Annotated in this window: 13 protein-coding genes; 1 reads left to right on the top strand and 12 read right to left on the bottom strand. The window is 44.3% G+C overall.

All coding sequences use genetic code 11. The features are described 5' to 3' along the window. Nucleotides 1–865: 865 nt before the first annotated feature. The 6 genes from H8Z79_RS01835 to H8Z79_RS01810 form a co-directional block, all read right to left on the bottom strand. Entirely contained in the window at nucleotides 866–1,867 is a 1,002-nt protein-coding gene (locus tag H8Z79_RS01835) for an aldo/keto reductase (protein WP_118040103.1), read from the bottom strand. A 41-nt stretch (nucleotides 1,868–1,908) separates the two neighbouring features. Then, complete coding sequence (pfkB, locus tag H8Z79_RS01830; protein WP_118040105.1) at nucleotides 1,909–2,838, bottom strand: 1-phosphofructokinase; 930 nt, start codon at nucleotides 2,836–2,838, stop codon at nucleotides 1,909–1,911. A gap of 2 nt (nucleotides 2,839–2,840) precedes the next feature. After that, the gene (locus H8Z79_RS01825) at nucleotides 2,841–3,893 is read right to left on the bottom strand and encodes a galactitol-1-phosphate 5-dehydrogenase (protein ID WP_118040107.1); all 1,053 of its coding nucleotides are present in this window, start codon (nucleotides 3,891–3,893) and stop codon (nucleotides 2,841–2,843) included. A gap of 196 nt (nucleotides 3,894–4,089) precedes the next feature. Then, nucleotides 4,090–5,598 (bottom strand): xylulokinase, encoded by a 1,509-nt coding sequence (gene xylB / locus H8Z79_RS01820; RefSeq protein WP_118040137.1) that lies wholly within the window; start codon nucleotides 5,596–5,598, stop codon nucleotides 4,090–4,092. 56 nt (nucleotides 5,599–5,654) lie between these two features. Beyond that, complete coding sequence (locus H8Z79_RS01815; RefSeq protein WP_015542069.1) at nucleotides 5,655–6,665, bottom strand: LacI family DNA-binding transcriptional regulator; 1,011 nt, start codon at nucleotides 6,663–6,665, stop codon at nucleotides 5,655–5,657. 22 nt (nucleotides 6,666–6,687) lie between these two features. Beyond that, the gene (locus H8Z79_RS01810) at nucleotides 6,688–7,539 is read right to left on the bottom strand and encodes a class II fructose-bisphosphate aldolase (protein WP_072521921.1); all 852 of its coding nucleotides are present in this window, start codon (nucleotides 7,537–7,539) and stop codon (nucleotides 6,688–6,690) included. 263 nt (nucleotides 7,540–7,802) lie between these two features. On the opposite strand from H8Z79_RS01810, the gene H8Z79_RS01805 reads away from it, so the two are divergent. Continuing rightward, on the top strand, nucleotides 7,803–8,246 hold the full coding sequence (locus H8Z79_RS01805) for an RbsD/FucU family protein (RefSeq protein WP_015542067.1): 444 nt from the start codon (nucleotides 7,803–7,805) through the stop codon (nucleotides 8,244–8,246). Nucleotides 8,247–8,303: 57 nt separating this feature from the next. Here the strand turns inward: H8Z79_RS01805 and H8Z79_RS01800 are convergent, their stop codons facing one another. The 6 genes from H8Z79_RS01800 to H8Z79_RS01775 all read right to left on the bottom strand — a co-directional run bounded on the left by H8Z79_RS01800 (nucleotide 8,304) and on the right by H8Z79_RS01775 (nucleotide 17,391). Further along, on the bottom strand, nucleotides 8,304–8,666 hold the full coding sequence (locus H8Z79_RS01800; protein ID WP_015542066.1) for a type II toxin-antitoxin system HicB family antitoxin: 363 nt from the start codon (nucleotides 8,664–8,666) through the stop codon (nucleotides 8,304–8,306). 3 nt (nucleotides 8,667–8,669) lie between these two features. Further along, complete coding sequence (locus H8Z79_RS01795) at nucleotides 8,670–8,906, bottom strand: type II toxin-antitoxin system HicA family toxin (RefSeq protein ID WP_015542065.1); 237 nt, start codon at nucleotides 8,904–8,906, stop codon at nucleotides 8,670–8,672. 273 nt (nucleotides 8,907–9,179) lie between these two features. Then, nucleotides 9,180–15,587 carry a DUF5057 domain-containing protein gene (locus H8Z79_RS01790; protein WP_118040109.1) on the bottom strand — a complete coding sequence of 2,136 codons (6,408 nt, stop codon included), beginning with the start codon at nucleotides 15,585–15,587 and terminating at the stop codon, nucleotides 9,180–9,182. 53 nt (nucleotides 15,588–15,640) lie between these two features. Continuing rightward, a complete protein-coding gene (locus tag H8Z79_RS01785; RefSeq protein WP_118040111.1) occupies nucleotides 15,641–15,886 on the bottom strand; it encodes a hypothetical protein in 246 nt (81 codons plus the stop codon). Next, a complete protein-coding gene (locus H8Z79_RS01780) occupies nucleotides 15,879–16,730 on the bottom strand; it encodes a PilW family protein (protein ID WP_118040113.1) in 852 nt (283 codons plus the stop codon). The genes H8Z79_RS01785 and H8Z79_RS01780 overlap by 8 nt, the downstream gene beginning before the upstream one ends. Nucleotides 16,731–16,797: 67 nt before the next feature. Then, entirely contained in the window at nucleotides 16,798–17,391 is a 594-nt protein-coding gene (locus H8Z79_RS01775; RefSeq protein WP_118040115.1) for a pilus assembly FimT family protein, read from the bottom strand. Between the last annotated feature and the right edge of the window lie 20 nt (nucleotides 17,392–17,411).

The raw sequence follows: 17,411 nt of genomic DNA, 5'->3' as shown, positions 1-17,411 counted from the left end.
AGGAAGGTTCCCGGTTCTGTGACACGCTGCATTTCCGGATTTTCTTCGTGCGCTTATTTGCATCGTCCTTGTGTAAACTCGCTCCGCTCAGACAGAACACAAGAACGACGCAGCTAGCACTCATAAAATCTCGGAAGCCTCGCTAGGTCACTGAACCGGGAATCTTCCATCTGCAACTGGTTATGGTATATTGGAGAAATCTGGTAAGCCTTCGGAGCTTCTGATTGACCTGTTATAGTACAAGTCTGTTCTGGATCATCCGAATTTCAGGGATTTATAGACTCTCGCTTCAGTAACCTCCCTCAGAGTCATCCGATTTCAGGCACTTTGTGGACTTTCTCTCTGGTAATCTTCCTCCGAGTCATCCAATTTCAGGCACTTTGGGGACTTTCTCTCCAGTAACCTCTCTCCGAGTCATCCAATTTCAGGCACTTTGGGGGACTTTCTCTCCGGTAACCGTCCTCCGAGTCATCCGACTCCGGCTTTTTCGGGGACTTTCTCTCCAGTAACCTCTCTCCGAGTCATCCGACTCCGGCTTTTTCGGGGACTTTTTCTCCAGTAATCTCCCTCCGAGTCATCCGCTACCAGTATTTTTGTGGACCTTTCCACACACAAGCGCAAATCAGGTCATTCTCCGCCTTCACCACCATGCTATTTTCTCAATAAAATACCCCACACGGCCACTTGCTAAATTACTGTTACCTTTTATTCCATGTTACTGCATAAAAAACACCCCACACGGGCGCTTGCTTTGCGTGGCCAGGTGGGGTGCGCGAGGGGAGAGCGGCCTTCGCAACTGTGAGCGCCCTCCCCTCGCAAGGTTTTTTAATTGTTAAATTATTTAACGGGTCCGAGGGCAGTTCCCTTACTTTACAATATATCCCTCTTCATCCCACAGATCATGCCAGTCTTTTGCGCCTTCCCACAGGAATACCTGACCTTTAACCAGTCTGTTTCCTTTTTCGAGTGTACCGATCTTTGCCATTTCTTCATCGGTCAGCGGATCTTCTGTGACGCATTTCAGATTGCTTACATAGTTATGTACGGAAAATGGAATGGAAATTTCTCCTCTCTGATGAGCCCATTTCAGTGCGATCAGTGCCGGATGAACACCATGTGCTTTTGCAATCTCCTGCATTTCCGGTGTCTGCATATCAGCAACATCTTCCGGGCAGATATCTCTTTCCGGTCTTCTCGGTGAACCAAGCGGCATATAGCCTACCGGCTGGATGTTGTGCGCAACAAGGTAATCATACTGCTCCTGCTGCTGGAAGCATGGATGAAGCTCCAGTTCACATGCTGCCGGTTTGATCTTCATTAACGGAAGAACAGCCTCAAGCTTCGGAATCGTCATGTTGGAAATACCGATGTAACGGATTTTTCCTTTTTCTACCAGTTCTTCACACTGACGGTAGGTATCCATGAATTCTTCTACGCTGAACGGTCTGGAATCCGGGTTTCTGGAATCCACATCACAGAATGGTGCATGATAGTTCGGGAATGGCCAGTGGATAAAATACAGATCCACATAGTCACATTTCAGATCCTGAATGCTCTTTGTGCATGCTTCTTCTACTTTTCTGTGCATGTCATTCCATACTTTTGTCATGATGAAGAGGTCTTTTCTTTCTACAACGCCTTCTTTGATCGCTGCTTCAAAAACTTCACCGATCTGATGCTCATTTCCGTAGCATGCTGCACAGTCAAACATACGATATCCGCTTCGGATTGCTCCTGCAACTGCTACAGATACCTCTTCTGCGCTTACCCGGTCAGATCCAAATGTTCCCATACCCATACATGGTACTTCTTCTCCTGACGGAAGTGTTACTTTCGGCACGATTGCCGGATCAATAAATTCTGCCATTTTTATTTCCTCCTGATTTTGATTATATAGTTTTTGTTAGCTTAAAGTCTTTGTATAACAATCTGCGGCAACAGCTTCTTCATATCTTCCATTACAAAGAATCCTGTCTCTTCACGCATCGCTGCCGCTGCGGAAATTGCACTTGCTCTTCTTAATGTTTCTTCAAGAGAAAGTCCCTCGCTTAAGCCCAGTGCAAATCCGGCGATCATGGAATCACCGCATCCTACGGTATTGACTGCATTGATCTTCGGAACGATTGCACGGAAGATTCCTTCCTCCCCCACTGCCAGTGAACCGTCTGCACCAAGTGAGACCGCAACGATCTCCACGCCGTTTGCATGAATTGTTTTTGCCGCATCAATGATATCCTGAATGTCATCACAGTGTTTACCGGTCAGCATACGAATCTCATCAATGTTCGGCTTGATCAGTGTCGGGCATGCTTCAATTCCCATTTCAAGAAGTTTTCCGCTTGTATCAAGGATTACCGGTTTGCCGGCTTCCTTTACGATCTTTACAAGTCTCTGGTATGCTGTTCCGTCAAGTCCTTTCGGCACACTGCCGGACATGGATACAACATCTGCATCTTTTACCAGTTCTCTGAATTTCTTTTCGAATCCGGCAAAATCTTCTTCTGTCAGTGTAAATCCCGGCTCCAGAAATTCTGTCTGCACATGATTTACCTCATCCCAGATATTGATGCAGGATCTGCTCTCAGCATCCACATGATAAAAATCACCTTTGATGCCGAATGGTTTCAGAGCATCTTCGATATAGTTCCCTGCATGGCCGCCCACAAACCCGGTGGCCACAACTTCTGCACCATAGATGGATGCCGGTTTGGATACATTAAGGCCTTTGCCTCCGGGAACGTAAGAGCATTCCCGGACGCGGTTTACCTCGCCTACTTTAAAATCATCTACCACATATCTTTTGTCGATTGCTGCATTTAACGTCACTGTCAGTATCATTTTCAATCTTCCTCGTTTGATAAGAGAATCTTTCCTTTTACAAGTCCCGGCGTCTTAAATAACTGGAATGCTTCCTGTGCCTGACTCATCGGAATCTTTTTGTAAACGAATCCCGGATCAAATTTCAGCTGGCCTGTTGCAAAATAATGTGCTGTCAGATCCCATTCACGTCCCGGGAACGGAGCACTGTAGGACATCCAGGAACCGGTCAGCTTGAACTCTTTGCGGTTCATGTTTTCCCACTGCGCAGGTGTGAAGGTCAGGTTCTCATGTGGAGTACCGATAAAGCATACATGAGCTTTGTTTGCAGCAAGTTCAAATGCCATATGCATGGTCGGAACCTGTCCGGCTGTCTCAAATACAAATCCGTATCCTTTGCCGCCGGTGATCGCCATTGCTTTTTCCATGTAACCTTCTTCTTTTGTATTGATGACTTCATCTGCACCAAGACGCTTTGCAAGATCAAGACGCTCATCGCTGATATCGAATACAACAACTTTCTTTGATCCGAAGATCTTTGTCCACTGCATGGTGAACATTCCGACTGTACCGCCGCCAAGGATCGCAACATATTCTCCGCCGTGATAATCGTTCTGGAATACACCATGGATAGCCACAGTTGCAGGCTCAAACATTGCGCCCTGTTCATAGGATACGCTCTTGTCAAACGGAACTGCATTCTGCTCCGGAACTACAACATAATCTGCATTGCTTCCCTGCTGTCTGGAACCGATAAAGCTGTAATGTTTGCAAAGGGAGAAGTTACCCTGCTGGCAGTCGTCACATTTCATACATGGGAGAAGCGGTGCACCGGATACACGGTCGCCGACTTTTACCTTTGTTACACCTTCGCCGACTTCTACTACATCCCCGGAAAATTCATGTCCGAGAACGATCGGGTAAAAATGAACACCATGGTTCAGAACACGCGGGATATCAGATCCACAGATGCCGGAATATCTGACTTTGATCTTTACGGCACCTTTTGTTACCTTTGGTTCTTCAATTTCCTGATACTGTACATCTTCATTTGCAACTACTACTGCTGCTTTCATAATATATTACTCCTTTCGTGAAAGGAGGAAATACCGAGGGTGCGTGCGCCGCCCCCTCGAGCTCCCCCTGCGCTTTCTGGAAAAACAAGCCCATTTTATTGAAACTTGAAGTTCTCGGGAACTGTTTTCTCTCCTGACTATTCAAATATGTAAGTTATCCCGCATGGGAACATTCTATTTGCTGAAAATCATTAAATCACTTTGTCATCATATGTGCCAGAGACTTGTAAAGTTCAAGATACGTCTCATAAGTCTTATCATACACTTCTTTATTCTCCGGTTTTGGCTCGTGGCGACGTGTTTCTTTTACCGTGATGGAAACGGCTTCATCATAATCTTTGTAAAGTCCGACTCCGACACCGGCAAGGAGTGCGGCTCCAAGCGTTGTTGCTGTATCGGATGCCGGTACAACGATCGGTTTGCCCGTGATATCGGATTTGATCTGTGTCCAGAGAAGCGAGTTCGCAGAACCGCCCATTGCTCTTAAGACTTCAGCATTTGCTCCGGCCGCCTCTGCCACCTCAAGATTGTGGCGCAGAGAAAGTGCCACGCCTTCCATGCAGGCACGTACCATATGCCCTTTGGTCTTTGCAAAATCGAGTCCATAGAAAACACCTTTTGCATATGGATTCCAGATTGGAGAACGCTCACCGGACATATATGGAAGAAATACAACTCCGTCACTGCCCGGACTGATTTTTTCTGCAATCTCGTTGAGCTGATTCAAAGAAGACATCCCTGTCTGTTCCTTCATCATTCGCTCATAATCTGCAAATTCACGTTCAAACCAGCGCATCACCCCGCCGCCACCGGTCGTCCCGCCCTGCAGAAGCCATTTCCCCGGAATAACATGATACCCGAGGATCAGTCGTGGATCTGCTTTGTATTCATCAATGCAGATACTCATTCCACCTGCCTGTCCGCCCTGTTCCTGTGTTTCTCCCGGATGAATGACACCGGCACCCAGAGTTCCACAGGCTGCATCCAGACCACCAGCTACGACCGGAGTTCCTTCTGCGAGTCCACACTCTGCGGCTGCTTTTGCTGTCACAGTACCTGCGACATGGTCACATTCGCAGATCTCCGGCAAAAATTCCATCGGAATTCCAAGGCGTCTGCACATCTCTTCATCCCAGCATCCCTTCTTCATATCGAAACAGTGAAGGCCGTATCCCTGAGACATATCCTGTGTGATCGCACCTGTCAGTTTAAAGGCAATAAAGCTGTTGGACTGGAGGATCTTGTCGATCTTTTCATAAACTTCCGGAAGATTTTCTTTGTACCAGATGATCTTTGCTGTCGTATAAGACGGCTGAAGTGAATTTCCTGCAACTTCAAAGATTTTATCTTCACCGATTTCCTTATTCAGCCGTTCACAGATATCCTGCGCACGGGTATCCATCCAGATCGGTGTGTTGGTAAGTACTTTGCCCTCTTTGTCAATCGCAATGGCAGACCAGCTCTGTCCGTCAATGCCAACTCCGGCAATCTCCGCCGGATCGATGCCTGCTTTCTGCACGGTTTCTTTTGTTGCCCTGCATACAGCACTCCACCATTCCTCCGGATCCTGCTCTGCCCAGCCTTCCTGTGGATAGTATACCGGATAGTCACCATTGGCTGCGGCAAGGACTCTGCCTTCTTTATCAAATACCGCCACCTTACAGGCACTTGTTCCGATATCGATTCCAAGTAAATATGATTTCATCATTTTGCTGCTCCCATTTCTCCGGCCGCCCGGAGTTTCTTCTCTTTATCAGATGTTCATGCTAAAACCCTTACGGATTTTCCGGCAATGATCTCGGTCTCAAGTTTCTCACTGAAAAGTTCTCCGGATGTCTCACCGGCATTTTCCAGATGATTCAGCATAACTTTTGCCACTTCTCTTGCAATTCCGTCTGTCGGCTGCGCTACGATCGTCAGCTTCGGATTACAGGCACGCGCAAACTGCAGGTTGTCAAACCCAATCATTGACAGCTGCTCCGGAATCCGGATGCCCAGTTCGTTCACTCCGATCATGGCTCCCATAGTCATTTCGTAGTTTGTAACAAATACCGCCGTCATCTCCGGATTATTCTGCACAAGTTCTTCCAGTCCCCGGACACCGCCCTGAATCGTATAATCTCCATGCCAGATCAGAGATTCACGCACCGGGATCCCGGCACTTTCCAGTGCTTTATAATATCCTGCCATACGTTCCTGCGCAGTAAAAACCTCCTCCGGTCCGCCGATGATTCCGATATTTCGGTGTCCTCTCCCGATAAAATACCGGACTGCATCTTCAGCAGCCTTTTTATTATCAACAAGAACACTGTCGCAGTCAATTCCCTGAATTTTTCGATCGATCAGAACAATCGGTTTACCCATCTTCTGAAAACGTTTCAGATGATTTCCTTCTTCATCCACAGGCATGTTGATGATACCGTCCACACGCCGGCGGATCAGGAACTCAACCGCCTCCCGTTCCAGTTTCTTATCGGTTCGGCAGTCGCAGACGATCGTCGCATAACCGTGACTTCGCAGGACATCCTCCATACCGGTGATGATTTCGGCACAGAAAGTATTGTTCAGCTCCGGGATGACAACGCCAATCGTTCTGGTGGCATTTGTCTTGAGTCCCCGTGCCACCTCATTGACTTCATAATGAAGTTCTTCAATTGCTTCTTCAATCTTTATTCTGTTTTTTTCGCGTACATTTCCACCATTAAAATAGGAAGAAATCGTAGCCAGCCCCAGTCCTGTCCGTCTGGCTATATCCTTCATGGTCGCTGCCATTTCGCCTCACTGCCTTCTGCTTTTATTCTGCTTTACCGTCGCATCCGCAGACTTTCATTCTTGCCATAACCAGTTCTTTCACTGCTGCGATTGCTGTCTTGCCATAAGCTTTCGGATCAATGGTATCCGGTTTTTCTTCAAGAAGTTCTTTGACTGCTTTGGAGTAAGCTGCACGAAGTTCTGTCGCAAAGTTTACCTTGCAGATGCCGCGTTTTACGCAGTCGCTTACATCCTCGTCACTGAGTCCGGATGCTCCGTGAAGAACCAGCGGAATATCAACAACTTCGCGGATCTCGCTTAAACGTTCTTTGTCAAGAACCGGTGTACCTACATAGAAACCGTGTGCTGTTCCGATTGCAACTGCCAGAGAAGTAACACCTGTACGCTCAACAAATTCTTTTGCTTCCTGCGGATCTGTGTTGGTGTCAGCTTCTGCTTCAAGATCATCTTCCTTGCCGCCGACCTTGCCAAGCTCTGCTTCACATGGAATATCCAGTGCGTTTGCTACATCTGCTACACGTTTTGTCTCTGCAATGTTTGCCTCGAAGTCCAGTTTGGATCCGTCGATCATTACGGAAGTATATCCTGCATGGATTGCCTGCATAGCCAGTTCAAAGCTGCTGCCGTGATCAAGATGAAGACATACCGGAACAGATGCTTTTTTAGCTTCTGCTGCAACGATTGCTGCATAGGTATCCACTGTACCGTACTTTATAGTAGATGGAGTTGTCTGGATCATAACCGGTGCTTTCAGTTCTTCTGCTGCCTGAATGATGGCTTTCACCATTTCCATATTCTCTGCATTAAATGCTCCGACTGCATATCCACCTTCCTGAGCTTTTAACAGCATTTCTTTTGATGTAACAAGTGGCATAACTTTTTCCTCCTTAATGATATATGTATATTTTTTGTTTTACTACTTGTGATTGATCGGAAAATTCCAAAACCGAAACGTTTCTGTTTTGAGTTAATCATACCTCTCCTCCCGTATTCTGTCAACCGTAAAATATTTATCTTTTATCGGAAAATTTTCCCTTGCATTGTATAGTGATTACAGGTAAATTGAATATAGAAAGGCGTATTTTAAAAGACTGCGCCGGAGCGAAATCAAATTATTTGAACGGAGGCATAAACAACATGTTAAAAGGTATTCCTGAAATCTTATCACCAGAATTATTAAAAGTATTATGTGAAATGGGACACAGCGATCGTCTTGTTATCGCTGATGGTAACTTCCCGGTAGAATCCATGGGCAAAAACGCTATCACGATCCGCTGCGACGGACATGGTGTTCCGGAAATCCTGGAAGCAATCCTGAAAGTTTTCCCGCTGGATACTTATGTAGAACATCCGGTAAACCTGATGGAAGTAATGCCTGGCGATGATGTAGAAACCCCGATCTGGGATACATACAAAGAAATCATCCGCAAATATGATGACAGAGGAGATGCTACTGTAGGAAACATCGAGCGTTTCGCATTCTATGATGAAGCCAAAACAGCTTACTGCATCATTTCCACAAGTGAAAAAGCTCTGTATGCAAACATTATGCTGCAGAAAGGTGTTGTCATCAACAACTGATTATCGGCCATCTTTTTTCAAAAACCCCGGGGATCTTCGAAGACCTCCGGGGTTTTATTATTTTGAATATAAAGCATCATTTTTTGAAAGAAGATATACACAATATTGATTCATGCTTATCCCCTCACGTACAGAGTGTTCTGCAAGATCTCTATGCAGACTTCGAGGAATCCTCAGCTTGAACTGCCCGGAATATTTCGAAAGACTGTCTGGCTCATGAATTTCAACCTTATCTTCCAACGCTGCTTTGAACCATTCTCTTTTAGCATCTACTGCATTCTTAATTGCACTTTCCATTGTTTCTCCACACGTGATACATCCCGGCAAATCCGGATACGAAACCACAAAGCCGCCCTCATCCTGATCCTCAACAATTTCCATCCGATATGGCTTTTTCATATATTCGTCCAACTTACTCATTTCTCATTCCTCACTCTCAACAATTTGTTTTACCAGCTGTATGTATACTTTTTTAATTGGTTCATGTCTGGGTATTGTAATTGGATTACATCCTTCTTTTCGAAATGTACAATGACTGCTGCCACCTCCCGGCATATACATCGTATATCCGTAACTCTCCAATATCTTTTTTATTTCATCAAATCTTACATTACTTGACAGGTTACATATTTTTGCTGTCAGCTTATCCCACTTGGACATAAATCATTCTCCTTATATTATATTAGGTGTCATATATGGTGTCAACAATCTTCTCTGGAATATTGTTTCGAACTGAAACATGTGAATATCCGAACGAGTACGGAATCTATAAGATGAATTAAATATAGCACAGTATTTTTTACAGGGCAATAAAATTCGTTCGTCAAATTCTCTCTTTTTATGTCAAAAAAACACCTGACTCGGAATGTTATATCTCTGATAATAAATACATTCCTAATCAGGTGTTTCATTATTAGTATTCTTTTGCCTGTTTTAATCCAGCTCGAAAAGCTGACGCTGTTTCAGGTCGATGGATGACCATACGGTACTTGTATGTTCCTGACCGTACAGATATACAGTACTGGAAACTTTCGCATACAGCTTACAGGACTCTTTATATCCATTGCTGCCATTCTGGTTTCGCAGATACTGTTCGATATCAGAAACTTTCAACGCGTAGGCACTGTTCTGGGACAGATGGAATTTGCCATCACTGCCACTCTCAATTGTACCGATATTTCCATAACCGCTCAGACTTCCGATCTGCGCTGTAATATCAGATACATTCTTCGTGGTCGGGCATCCGTCTTCTACACTGCCATTTTCATCTTCAATGTAAAACTGAACAGTCATCTCCTGTTTATCGAGTTCTTCCTGACTTAAATCAGCACTTACCATATTGTAATCCCTGACATTGATGTAGAAATCCATATTTTCTTCCAGTGTATTTGCTTCATCAGAATCCCATGATGTCTGGTCTGTCATATAAAATCTGGTGCGCTCTGTCTCTGCTGCCGGATTCAGTGTTTTTACAAAGTTTACTTCCGGTTTTACCGCAGTAACGTTTGCCGCTGCCACGATCGTATTGATAAACAGTTTGATTTCATCATCATTCTGTACCCGCCGATGTCCTGCTCCGGTATAAATAACATTCCCCTTACTGTACAGATAATAATTATTTCGAACATCATTTGGTGAATTATTATAATAGTTATCCGTCAGACAATACCAGGCAACCACATCGTTCATTCCATCGCTCTGATCATTGATATCTCGATCCTGCTCCATCCCAAGCTGATAATACTGTCCGTGTGTCTCTGCAATGGTAATACTGTCGCCAATCACATAAGGATACTGCGTGATCGCACCATCATTTACTTTTGTTGCCCTTGTTGTCAGTGTATCTCCCGTACCGAGCGTTTTACCGTCCAACATTGCATTTGTATATCCCTGTGTCTGTGCATAGCTCTTTGATTTATCACCGTTTTTATATGCCACATCACCTGCCAGCGTAAGCAATGTCTTAAAGTCCACACTTCCATCTGACAATGGTTTGCCTTTTTTGAGCAGTTCAGAAACCGTCTGATTTCCAATCGTTGCATCAGAAGTAATACCATAGCGGTCCATACCTACTACCGAACGGAGAATTGTATTCAGCGACAGTCCCCAGTTTTCATTTCTTGCAGTATTCCACAGCCAGCTGTCGTTATAAAGACCAATGCTTCCGCCGCTGTTTACTGTTCCATTTGAATTGTAACCGTCCCTTGCGATCTGGCCGTATATTTTTTGATGATCAGTATTGATATAAGAAGTCGTGTCATGTGCAAAAATAACACTCTTTCCGGATCGGATAAATTTCAGGATCTCCTGCACCGCATCTATGGAAATATCCTGATACACATCCTGAAATCCTATGATCAGCATCTGCTGATCATCCAGCAGATTTGCAAAGGTTGTTTTCTGTCCGTTTTTATCCAGAACATTTCCATTATTAATGTCTGTAACATTTCTGGAAATTACATTGATATTGAAGTCCTGCACTCCGGCTATCAGATTCTTAAAAATGCTGCTATCCGCAAGTGTCCATGTACATGGATTTGAACGATTTACTGAATTATCCTGTGGAACAAGCTGCAGAACATTGATCGTCTGTTTCGCAACCCCATCCGGTTTCTGCTGTTTTGCATAGCCAATCTCAGAAGTATGGATATAGGTGTTACGGTTGCTTGTCAGTTCCAGTTTCCAGGTAATCAGCTTATAGTAATCTGACGGAATTTTTCTGGTAACGGTATATTTCTTTCCAAGCTTCAGTTCATAACGCATATCTCCGCTACCATAATCTTTCTGTGAAAGGACATTTCCGTCTTCATCCTGCACGACCATATATTTGTCCTGCGATTCTTTCTTTGAAAGATTACCGTCAAAGTTCAGATCCAGGTAAAGTTTACAGTCATAAGTTGTCGTTGCCGGGGCTGCATCAGAATCATTTTCTACCGTAAAAGTATATTTCAGCTCCCCGTCAATATATCCTGTATCACTGAGATCCACAGGTGTCTTGAATGTGCCGGCAGTTCCCAGCCGCTGCGGTTCCTTCGGTTTGCCTCCGTTCTCATCAAATTTGATTACCGGCTTTGCCAGATTCATAAAGAAGCTGAGATCTTTTGCTCCGCTTTCCAGTTCTTTATTCGTAGCTACATTTTCATATTTCAGTGCGTCCTTTATGAACTGGTAATAATACGAAGCAGAATCTACTTCCTTTGCATTCGGCTTATCACCATCTACAAGTCCGGATGCCAGCACCACCGGATAACCACTCTTTACAAAATCCATCAGTGAATTGTACTGCTGCTTTGTTATATCATTTCCGGATCCGCGGAAATATCCGGATCCATCTTCATTGTATGTACTGAGCGGTGCGTACCGGAGTTTCCCATCGGACCATGGACCCTGCGCATAATCTGTATCAAGCTGACCCAGCATTTTCGCAAGATTGTTATTTGCAATAATACTTTTTGAATCACCTACATGAGCATATCTGTACTCTCCACTTCCCGTAATCAGGCTGTTTGCATTTTTTTTCTGATCGCCGATGAACACCATATCGTATTCCGAGCCGATATCATCAATATGTCCGACAAATTCTGCTGCTGTCATAGGAGTAATTGTTACTCCGATATTTACATCTGTTCCACTGTCTGCATAAATGACTCCGAATTCTGAACAGGAACCATACTTGGCATTATTTCCGTTTCCTCCATTACTGTCCAGCGTTCTCAGAAATGTGATTTTCATACTCTGTACTGATCTGATCGTCTTTCCGAACTGTAGCGCAGTCACTTTACCCTGATTATCTGTTGTAATGTTCGTTAATCCGGTTACCGTATCAATCAGCTTCTGTCCGTTCACATCTGAGTATAACTCAGCTTTGTACTCCACAGGAACACCATTCTGGCTGCCATTTCCCTGATATGTACGGTTCTGATAAAAGAATCCCCGAATATCCTGAGCCCCGTCAAAAGTTACCGTAAAATACGGCGGATTATTTTTGCTGTGACCATCTTCATTGTTCCACAAAGTATGCCATCTCGTGTTTGGATCTCCGTCGATCATATTCTCAGCTTTATCATCTTCCTTTGCAGTCTCACTGCAGCAGGCCGTTACACTTTTGATCTTACGGTCTGGACCAGCCACCCATTTCTTCACATTTTCTTTATCCAGCATCTCATTTCCCGTATATGGCATAATTTCCAGTACTTTGAGGTTTTCTTTTACCAGGGTACTTCTCTGATATTTGTAATTAATGATGTATTCAATTGCCCTTGCCTGTGAGATTTCTCTTCCAAGAGGCTCTATTTTCTGTGTAGAAGTATCGCTTCCATCATCCAGATTCGTCTGTTCTGAATTATTATTTTCCAGCTTACGGTACTGGTTTTCGCTATTGATGTATTTGATAATCTCTTCAAATCCATGCATGGTATCGTCAGGATCATAAGTAATGTTTTCCTCAGAATCCACATTTCCATTAAAATTTGTATGGAAAGAAGTATTTACAAGATTATAATCCCCATCTGTTCCCACAAACGTATTTTTGAAAAAGTACATATATGTATTTATATAATGTCCGTCTGCATCTTCTGTCTCATTCCTCACAAACTTCGAAAAAGCATCGGTAAATGCTTTCTCATGCACTCTGGAAGCGTTGACAACACACGGAATGGAAGTCGCTGCAATCGCAGCTGCCACATCAGCCGAAAGAGTACCGTTTACATAGATCAGGTCATACTTATCAAGTGTATCTGCAAAACTGTCTGATACACTGACTCCGTCATCCTGTGCCTGCACATCAACAGATTCATCATCCTGTGTATCAATGTCTTCTGCATCAATGTTCTCTGATTCATCTGCATTCTCCTGTACATCGATGTCCGTTTCATCCTCACCGGCACCATCTTCTGTATCACCGGATTCCGGAACTTCTTCGCTGACATCCGTCTGCTCTGTTGTGTCATCTCCAAATGTATCTTCCGGTTCAAATGTAATCGCCTGCTCTTCATCCTGCGCGAAATTTGCCGCAGTATCATTTCCGCCTGAACTTCCCCCGGAAACTGCCGGTGCATATATATCTGAGGTACCATCCGAAGCCAGCTTTGTATCAACTTCGATGCCAAAATTCTCAAATTCCCCGTCTGCACTGTCAGCATCCGCTTTTGGCTTCAGATGGAAAACATATTTTTTGAACCAGTCATTGTTTGTATAGCCGCCCTGATAATAAAAGCTATTTACCTGAACAGAGACAGCGGTATCACCGCCAGGTGCAAAATCATAGTTTCCGGTGCCCGGAGTCAGACTGTAAGTTGCCGCTGACACATAATGCGTTGCCACGTCTCCATCAGAAACCGGAAGGTACACATCCTGATTGTCCGGATAGTTTGGATAATACCATCCGAAATAACTGTACGGAAGCGCAGCCTCACCTTCTGTGTCATTTGATTTACAGCAGAAATATACTTTTGATACGCGGTAATAATAGTTATAGGAAAGTTCACTTGAAATTTCCTGAATTTCATTATAAGGAACGGCACTTCGACCGGTTACAATAGAGATTTCAGATCTGGTAAGTTTTCCGTTCACTTCCTGATAGTACCAATACTCATCATTGTCCAGCACAATACTGCCATCAGTAAGTTCCGCATCCGGGTTCTTCGCAAGATCTGTCGCATTTGCTTTTACATAAGCAAGGTCACCAATAACTGTATATTTGTAGTTCGGATACTGGTCAATATTTTCGCCGAGATATACATACGGATCTTCCTGTGTTCCTGCTTTTACAGGATTCTCAACCTCTCCCAGGATCGACTGAAAAGCCGCATCTGCATCCACGCCTGTTTCATCTGTATCCTGTACAGAAACATTGTCGGAAGTATCTGGCACGCTGTACTCGTTCCACTCTTCTCCGCTGTCTGACTGAACATCCGCAGAAGAAGGTCCATCATCTGAAATCCCTGATTCAGAATCTGAGAATGCATCACTGCCACTGAATACATCTGTATCTGATAATTCCACTGTTCTTACATAAGACTGTTGTACAACTTCCGGCTGTCCGCCGAAAGACTGTGCATCGACGCCACTTTCATCACCTGAAAAACTGCCGTTCTCATTGTTTTCATAGGAATTGTCAAACGTAATACCTTCGGAGCTGTCCTCACCGGAATCAGAAGTTCCCCCATCACTGCTGCCATAAGAATCACTTCCATCAGATCCAAACGCATCTTCTCCGCTGGAAAAATCATTATTCCCGGAACCTTCTGTACCGGAATTCTCTGCATCAGAAATCACCTGACCTGATTCACCGCTAAAGCTGCTGTTTTCTGATACAGGATCGGCTGTTTTCACTGCTTCATCCGGAATCTCCCGCACAAGAAGTGCATCACCTTTCGTTGCTTCATCCGGATTTTCTCCCGGAAACTGATAGTCTTTTTTTTCTATCTCATCTGCAATTTCTTTTGTCAGAGAAGTGTAGACATTCTCATAATATCCGTATCTGCCATTCGCATAGTCATATTCCGGAAGAAGTGACTTCTGTCCTTTGTCATTCTCATCTGCAAGTGCATTGTTGATTTTGGTATTCAGTACTTCTGTAAACTCCAGATAATAGGCTCCGCGTGCATCACTGCTTGTCGATTCTTCAAAGCTCTGGATGTTTTCGCGGAATTTTTCTGACTGCTGCTTATCCGCATCTACATCATTTCGGATCGGATAATATTCCTGATCACCTTTTGTGTAATCACCGGTACCGGACGTGTTCTCGACATAGGAACCGTTGACTGTTACTGTATCTGTCCGGGAATTGCCGTCAAAATCCGTCAGATCCACTTTCGTCCAGTCCGAGGCATCGTCACTGTCTGAAAGGAAATATTTTTCCTGATAATCAGACACCGACAACGGATACTGACTAGCGTCATTGCCTGCTGCATCTCTGATCTTTTTGATTCCGGTGCTTATACTTTCATCAATCTGTCCGGAATCATCCAGCCGGACGTTCATGACAAATTCTGTTCTCCGTTTCTCCGGAAGCTTACTCAGCGCATCCTTTATCGTGGAAAAATGTACCGTCTGCGTATTCCCGTCCGCATCTGTATACTGATATTGATATAATTTCAGACTTGGCTCCTGCCCCGATATGTAATAACCGATCTCCGCATCATCACTGGAATCAACCAGTTCCAGAATACGAAACGGATCCTCCTCTGTGCTTTCATTTACAATCGTTTCAATACCGGGCATCATCTCAGATGACGCCTGCACCGAAAGAACAGACTGCAAAAGCGCGCCCGCCCCCAGTACACCGGCGGCAGCCACCGCCGTGCCGGAGATCAATAGTTTCTTATATTTGAATTTCATGTGTAAAATTGCCTCCTGATTTTGCTCTAACGCCTTGAAATATGCTGTATTTATCAAGAAACTACAAAATTTAGTGTTGCTTCAAATCCGTAATTCCAATCATTTCCGCAGATTCTGTCTTCTACCCTGTAGACTCCTACGTTCAATGTCAGATTTCCTGCTGTACGTGGTGTATAATACCATCCCAGATTGTCTTCAGTAGCTTCAGTAGCCCCGTTCATATAATCCCTTATATGATAGTTGGTAGCATTTGTCGGAGTTACTGCAATTGCATCTGCATTTCCCTCAACATCATACATGTTTATAGAAATTGTTGCCCTGCATTTCTGGTCTTTTGTGAGCGTATCGCCATCCTGAATCTGCCGGTTTCTTCACTTTTACTTTATTTCGAAGGCTGACACTGTGCAGTGTCTCAATCTCTTTTTTTCCGTTTTCCGTGCTGAGCTGAAAACAGACAATATTATCAGATTCTACTTTGGTAACATCCGCACGAAAATCAAGAATACCTGTCGCAAGGACAGAACGATTCACCTTTGTACGGGCATTACGCACATTTTGTTCTCCACTGTCTTCTTCATCCGGAGAAAATGCTGATACATCTCCCTCATCCTCAGAAAATGCTGCTGTCTCTGTTTCATTCTTTCCTGAATCATCAGAGCTACTTGTCGCGGTATATTCTCTCTGACTGTAATAGACAGTTGCATCTTTTTTGTCCCAGTCAATCACATCACAGATATACTGGCTGGTGATTCCATCGTTATTTTTGTATTCGTTGCAGACGATGAAAGTCTTGTTTCCGTCACTGTTGCCGTCTCCGCTCTGCTTGATATCGTTTTTGATCTCGGAGCCTGTATTTTCGCCTGTACCATTTGCATAATAAAGGCTTCTGTTGGTATCAATGATCAGGTCTTCCATCCTGTCAACCAATTCCTGTGTCTCCATCTGCACTTTTGCGTTACTGGATGTACTTCTGTATGTATTGCTGCCGGTCATGATAAATGTCATCACCACACCTGAAAAAATCGCGATGATCGCAACCGTAATGACCAGCTCGATCAGAGTCAGGCCCCGGTTATCCGTCTGCCGCGCTCTTCCCCCGTTCTTAAGCTTTTCTGCTGTATTTTTTATTTTTCTTATCTTCATAGGATCTTCTCCTCCAAAAAATAACAAAATCGCATTTCATACAGAATGTATTTCATCTCACACAAAATTAATAGTGTCCGGAAACCATCTCATATTTGCCGGTCTCCTGAATCAGATTCAGCGTCTTATAACGACCGCCGCCTCTGACAGTGATCTTGGTACAGTACGCACCACTTCTCGTAAGCGGTATATCTTCTCCGTTTGCAAGTACCGAAAGAATTGCTTTCTGAGTCCACACTTTTTCCTGCAAAGGGAGAAACGCACCGGTTGCCCGGTCATATGTGAGCACAATGCTGTCACCGACAGCAAGCTCCTGTTCTGAACCGGAATCCGTCGCATAACTGATTATTGTACGTGCCGGAGCGATCTTCTCCGGCTGATCCTGCTTTACGTTTGATTCACCGCCCACTTTGCCGCGGTCAAGATAATAACTGATATAATAACCGTCTTCTCTTTTTTCCAGCTTCATCTCGCCAACCAGACGATTGGAAGCCTCTGTCTTTGTCTTGTCCAGAGCAGCCGCAATGGAATTGGCTGCCCGGTTTACCCGAAAGCCCAGAATCGAATTAAGAGAAGGCACAACGATTCCAAGAAGAACAGCAAAAACAGCAATGACAATGATCAGCTCCACCAATGTAAAACCTTTGTTTTTTTGCTTCATAATGCCCTCACCTCTTTCTA

Origin of the sequence: Blautia intestinalis (genome assembly GCF_014297355.1) — a bacterium.
Classification (GTDB): domain Bacteria; phylum Bacillota; class Clostridia; order Lachnospirales; family Lachnospiraceae; genus Blautia_A; species Blautia_A intestinalis.
This window is presented reverse-complemented; position numbering and strand designations above follow the sequence as displayed.